Annotated in this window: 7 protein-coding genes and 1 pseudogene; 6 read left to right on the plus strand and 2 right to left on the minus strand. The window is 64.1% G+C overall.

Going from position 1 to position 5,699, the window contains the following annotated elements:
- Nucleotides 1–58: 58 nt before the first annotated feature.
- Both EN994_RS15250 and EN994_RS15255 read right to left on the minus strand, forming a co-directional pair.
- Nucleotides 59–466 (minus strand): annotated as a pseudogene (locus EN994_RS15250) (beta-ketoacyl synthase N-terminal-like domain-containing protein); the annotation flags it as partial.
- Between the two features lie 44 nt (nt 467–510).
- On the minus strand, nt 511–1,089 hold the full coding sequence (locus tag EN994_RS15255; protein ID WP_063169745.1) for a TetR/AcrR family transcriptional regulator: 579 nt from the start codon (nt 1,087–1,089) through the stop codon (nt 511–513).
- A gap of 80 nt (nt 1,090–1,169) precedes the next feature.
- Between EN994_RS15255 and EN994_RS15260 the strand changes: the two genes are divergently transcribed.
- The 6 genes from EN994_RS15260 to EN994_RS15285 form a co-directional block, all read left to right on the plus strand.
- Nucleotides 1,170–1,529 carry a hypothetical protein gene (locus EN994_RS15260; protein WP_063169746.1) on the plus strand — a complete coding sequence of 120 codons (360 nt, stop codon included), beginning with the start codon at nt 1,170–1,172 and terminating at the stop codon, nt 1,527–1,529.
- 86 nt (nt 1,530–1,615) lie between these two features.
- Nucleotides 1,616–2,074 carry a nuclear transport factor 2 family protein gene (locus EN994_RS15265; protein ID WP_063169747.1) on the plus strand — a complete coding sequence of 153 codons (459 nt, stop codon included), beginning with the start codon at nt 1,616–1,618 and terminating at the stop codon, nt 2,072–2,074.
- A 286-nt stretch (nt 2,075–2,360) separates the two neighbouring features.
- Complete coding sequence (locus EN994_RS15270; RefSeq protein ID WP_024502054.1) at nt 2,361–3,140, plus strand: ABC transporter ATP-binding protein; 780 nt, start codon at nt 2,361–2,363, stop codon at nt 3,138–3,140.
- Nucleotides 3,127–3,858: an ABC transporter ATP-binding protein gene (locus EN994_RS15275; protein ID WP_013528428.1), complete on the plus strand. Its 732-nt coding sequence runs from the start codon at nt 3,127–3,129 to the stop codon at nt 3,856–3,858. The genes EN994_RS15270 and EN994_RS15275 overlap by 14 nt, the downstream gene beginning before the upstream one ends.
- Nucleotides 3,855–4,757, plus strand: a complete 903-nt coding sequence (locus EN994_RS15280; RefSeq protein WP_024502052.1) for a branched-chain amino acid ABC transporter permease — start codon at nt 3,855–3,857, stop codon at nt 4,755–4,757. Before EN994_RS15275 ends, EN994_RS15280 begins: the two co-directional genes overlap by 4 nt.
- Nucleotides 4,754–5,699: branched-chain amino acid ABC transporter permease (locus tag EN994_RS15285; protein ID WP_164745935.1), on the plus strand; the 946-nt coding region annotated here is incomplete at its 3' end. The genes EN994_RS15280 and EN994_RS15285, both read left to right, overlap by 4 nt.

The raw sequence follows: 5,699 nt of genomic DNA on the forward strand, positions 1-5,699 counted from the left end.
CCTGCGTGGCGCCCGCCGCCTGTCTCCCTTTACGGTGCCGTCCTTCCTGGTGAACCTCGCGGCGGGCGCCACGCAGGTCCACCGTGCGCACCGCCTCGGTGATGGCCGGGAACCCGCCGACACCTGAAGCGATGATCGTGGCCGTGCGCAGGCGATCCGTCTCCAAGGCAGGCTTCCATTGCGCCTGCGCAAGCGCCTCTTCCGCCGCCGCCAGCGCGAAGAGAATGAACCGGTCTACCTTGCGCTGATCCTTCGCGGACAGGACGGCATCGGCATCGAAACCAGCCTCGGGGTCTTCGCCCAGGGAGGGAACCACGCCGCCAATCTTAGCCGGCAGCTCTCCCACCACATCGTCAGGAAGCCTGCGAACGCCAGACCGGCCGGCAAGCAGGCGTGACCAGGACGCTTCGACATTGGCGGCAAGGGGCGTGACCGCACCCATGCCCGTGACGACAATCCGTTCCATCTGCTCTCCTATCCTTGCTGTGCTGGCGGCGCTGCTCGCGCCGTTCAAGTAGCGACTGCTTCGCGAACCTGATCGGCCGCCGCATCCAGAAAAGCCTGCGCAAGGTCGGGGTCGTTGACGACCCGCGACAGCACGACCGCGCCGACCATCGTCGAGAGAACGGCCATTGCCTTGTTGCCGGTCTTTTCGATGTCGCCCTCGCCAACCCAACCGCCGAGCATCTCGAGGTACGCCTTGATGCCGGCTTCGAATGACGCCTTCACCTCGGCACCTTGCCTGGCGGCATCCGAGCCGAGCGCAACGACCGGGCAGCCGTCCATCTTTTCTCCGCGATGATCCATGCTGAGGTAGAATGAGATCACCCCGTCGAGCGGGTTCCCGGGATTTGCCGCGGTCGCGGCCGACCATTTGTGGGTGGCGCTTTCCATCGCCCGCCTGGACGCCAGCGCCGCCAGATCGTCCTTCGACTCGAATTGCTTGTAAAAGGCGCCCTGGGTCAGCCCGGCCCCTTTCATCAGATCCTTGAGGCCGATGCCGTCGAACCCGCGCTCCCGAAAAAGCCGGCTTGCCACATTGATCACGGTCTCACGGTTTTCCGCGGCCTGAGTGCGACTTACACGCATCGTCATCTCCTTTTTTAGATTGCATTCGTAATCTATACCCTATATAGAGGGTGAACGCAATCTAAAAAAGGACAAATGAGATGATCCGCAAAACCTTGGGCGCCTCGCTGCTGGCGGCGCTGTTTCTTGCAACCCCGGCTCTTGCCGAGGAAGCCACCATCGGGCGCCCGATCGAAGGCGGTAGCCTGCACCAGGCACACCTGGACATGGTGGTCTACTACGTTCCGGACGGCGACCTGCTTGAGGTCACCGCCACTTTCGCACCGAAGACCGGGGGTGATCCGCTGCGGGTTGTCATGGGCCTCGCCAACAGTGACTCCGTGGCGTTTTCCATACCTGGCCACCCGGGCTCGCTCTACGCGTTCTCAAGGTCCGGTGAGGAAGTGACGGTCTCGACCGAGACGGACACATCCCTGCGAGCCGACGCGACAATGCCCTGACCTGACGCGCAGACCGCGGCCGAGCGATGCTGGCCGGGGTCTCGCGTCGGAACGGCGCGCCACCGATAAGTTTGGAGAGAGGTCACATGCTTTACAGCTATTTTGTCGAGAAATCGATCCGGCAGAGCTTCGACGACGTCAACAACCATCGCTGGGATGCGGCGGTGAAGGCCATCGCGCCGCATGTCCATCACCGGGTTGGTGGCGCACACGCGCTTGGTGGCGAGCGCCACGACAAGCAGGCCCTGCGCCGGTGGTTCGAGCGCCTCGGCCGTGTTCTGCCCACTCTCCATCTCACGGTCAACCACGTGTGGGTGAAGGGCTGGCCGTGGCATACCACCGTGTTTGCCCAGTGGGATGGCACCGCTACCCTGCTCAACGGCGATACGTCCTACGTCAACCGTGGTCTCCACGTGTTCACGCTGCGGTGGGGCAGGGTTCATGCGCTCGAGGAATTCTACGATTCACAGGCGGCGGCGCGCGCTCTCGCCGCCCAGGCCGCAGCCGGCCTCGAAGAAGCTGTCGCCGAACAGACAACAAGCTAGCACAAGCGCGGTCCGAGGACGCCCAAGGTCTACGGGCCGGTGGCGCCGATCGTCTTCGTCTCGTGCCTTGCGCCCACGCACTATGCGCGCAGGCTCGAGAAGCGAGCGCTGGCGCGCTGGACTGCAGGCCCTGCATCGATGCCGGTGCTGTCGCGGCAACGGTCGAGCCGAGGCAGGCATACAGCTTTCCTCTTGGGAATAGGACTTGACATCTTGCCGTTCGAATTGTCCATTTGAAGCTTGACCGGGCCGAACGGGGCGGCGAGGGACAGGGGCAAACCGGCGGGTGGATAGACAGTCGAGTCGAGTGCTGTTGAGGACGGTCGGGCTGACAAAAGCCTTTCGAGGGCTGGTTGCCCTGCGTGATCATTCCATCGAGCTCCACGAACGTGAAATCATTGGGGTAATCGGGCCGAATGGCTCGGGCAAGAGCACGCTTTTCAACCTGATCACCGGCTTCTCCCAGCCGAATTCCGGTAGCATCGAGATGGAGGGCCGGTCGATCGTCGGCCTGCGCACATCGCAGATCGTCGCGATGGGCATCGCCCGCACCTTCCAGGGCTCTCGCCTGTTCGGCAGCCTCAGCGTCGCGCAGAACGTGCTGACGGCGGCGCAGTTGCGCCATCCTGTCGGCGCCGCCGATACCGTGCTGCGCGGTCGGCGTTATCGCGAGCGGGTGGCCGCGACCCGGCAGAAGGCCGACGAACTCCTCGACCTCATGGGCCTGACAGATCAGGCCGGCAGGGTCGCCGCGGATCTTCCCTACGGCGATCAGCGGCGGCTGGAGATTGCGCGTGCGTTGGCGACCGGCCCGCAACTGCTGTTGCTCGATGAGCCCGCTGCCGGTCTTGATTCCAACGAGACCAAGGTGTTGGCAGCGCTGATCCGGACGATCCGTGACCGCTATGGCGTAACGGTGGTCGTTGTCGAGCACGACATGGACCTGATCATGGCGCTGTGCGAACGCATCCAGGTGCTGGCGACTGGCGAGGTGATCTGCGTCGGAACACCGGAGCAGGTACGCGAACACCCGAAAGTGCGGGAGGCGTATCTTGGCCACGCCTAGCCCCGTTCTGCTCAGTGTCGAGAACCTCGAGGTCAATTTCGGCGCGGTGCGTGCGCTGAAGGGCATTTCGCTCGACGTCCATGCCGGCGAGGTGGTGGCGTTGGTGGGCGCCAACGGCGCCGGCAAGAGCACGACCTTGCGCACCATTTCCGGCCTGTCGCGGCCGCGCGGCGGCAGGATCATCTTCGATGGCAAGCCGATTGGAGGTGTCGCTCCGTCGCGCATCGTAAGTCTGGGCATCGCGCAGAGCCCGGAGGGCAGGCGCCTGTTCGGCGGCCTGACGGTGGCTGACAATCTGCGGCTCGGCGCCTGCACCCGCACCGACAAGGATGCCATCCTCAGAGACAGCGAGCGCATGTTCATGCTGTTCCCGATTCTCAAGCAGCGGCTGAAGCAACTGGCCGGCACGCTGTCGGGCGGCGAACAGCAGCAGCTTGCTTTGGCGCGCGCGCTGATGGCGGCGCCGCGCCTGCTGCTGCTCGACGAGCCTTCGCTCGGCGTTGCGCCGCTGCTGGTCCGCCATATCTTCAGCGCGCTTGCCGAACTGAAGCGCCAGGGCATGACGATGCTGCTGGTGGAACAGAACATCACGCTCGCGCTGGACCTCGCCGACCGTGCCTATGTGCTGCGCACGGGCCAGGTGGCGCTGTCTGGCCGGTCCGCGGAACTGCGCGACAGCGAACGCGTGGCGCAGGCATATCTCGGGGCGGCAACATGACCCAGCTGGACTATATCCTGCAGCAGATCGTCAATGCGGTGAGCCTCGGCAGCCTCTACGCACTGGTGGCGGTCGGTCTGTCGATCGTCTTCGGCGTCCTCAAGCTCACCAATTTCGCGCATGGCGACGTCATGATGGTAGGTGCCTTCGGGGTTGCCTTGCTGGTCGGCATCGGCGTTCCGTTCCCGGTCGCCGTGATCTGCGGCATCGCCGCAGCCGCCGCCGCCGGCTTCCTCATCGAACGCATCGCCTACCGCCCGATCCGCGACGCGCCCGACGTTGCGCGACTGCTGACCAGCCTCGCCGTCACCTACATCATCGAGAATGTCGGCATCCTGGTGTTCACCTCCTCGCCGCGCAATTTTCCACTCCCCGATATTCTCAACACCTCCTGGGAAATGTCGAACGGCGCCATCACCTTCACCAGCATCAATCTCCTGACCATCGCGCTGACCTTCGTGTCGCTGCTGCTCCTCGGCTGGTTTATCACGCGCACCACGACTGGGCTCGGCATGCGCGCCGCAGCCGAGGACATGTCGGCGGCACACCTTGTCGGTCTGAACGTCAACCGGCTGATCATCGTCGCCTTCATCGTCGCATCCGCCTATGCCGGCCTCGCCGGCATTTTGTGGGCGGCACAGGCCGGCGTGGTGCAGCCGCAGATGGGCTTCACGCCGCTCCTGAAGGCTTTCGTGGCGGCAATCATCGGCGGCTTCGGGTCGATCGCGGGCGCCCTGGTCGGCGGCTACATATTGGGCGCGCTGGAGATATTCATCGTCGCATTCCTGCCGAGCAGCGTCTCGTCCTATCGCGACGCAATCGTCTTCGCCGTGCTGATCGCCTTTCTCCTGGTGCGCCCGGGCGGGCTGCTCCAGCCAAACCGGGAGATAAAGCTGTGAGCCGGGAAGCGCGGATCACACTCCTCGTCCTCGTCGCCGTGGTGGCGGGGGCAGCTGTCGCATTCGGTGCGCCGCACGTGCTGAGCGACTATTTCGTCCGGATTATCCTGCTGATCGCGCTGAATGCAATCCTGGTGCTGGCGCTGTCGCTGAGCAACGGTTTTACGGGCGTGTTTTCGCTCGGCCATGTCGGCTTCATCGGCGCCGGCGCGTATATTTCGGGAATCCTGTCGATCCCGGTGCAGCAGAAGATGGCATTGCTGCCGCATCTGCCGGGGTTTCTGCATGCTTTCAGCCTCCCCTTCCTGCCGGCGACGCTGGTGGCAGGTCTTCTGACGGCATTGCTTGCGGTGGTCGTCGGTTATCCCTTGATGCGCCTGTCGGGCTATTTCGTTTCGGTGGCGACGATGGGATTCTTGATTATCGTCAACGTGGTGCTGATCAATGCGTCGGATTTCACCCGAGGTGCCCGCACGTTTACCGGCGTGCCGCTGGAGACGACGTTGCCCTGGGTGATGGGTTGGCTCGCCATCACGGTGTTCGTTCTGGCGCGCCTGGTTTATTCGCCTTTCGGGCGCGCCATGAAGGCGGTGCGCGACGACACGATCGCGGCCAGCGCTGTCAGAATCGGCGTGCTGCGGACCAGACTGATCGCCTTCGTCATCGGCGCGTTCTTCTCAGGCGTCGGCGGGTCGCTCTATGCGCATTATCTCGGCTCGTTTTCGCCGAACACTTTCTACTTCGCGCTGACGATGAGTCTGATCACAATGCTGGTGCTGGGCGGCATGGGCTCCCTGACCGGCGCGGTGGTCGGCGTCATCTGCGTTTCGCTGTTGTCGGAGATCCTGCGCTCGGTCGAACGCGGCTTCACGATCGGCGATTTCGCGGTGCCGGCCCTGTTTGGCGCCAGCCAGATCGTGCTCGGCTTCATCTTCATTCTAG

Source organism: Mesorhizobium sp. M7A.F.Ca.CA.002.09.1.1 (assembly GCF_003998555.1).
Lineage (GTDB): Bacteria > Pseudomonadota > Alphaproteobacteria > Rhizobiales > Rhizobiaceae > Mesorhizobium > Mesorhizobium ciceri.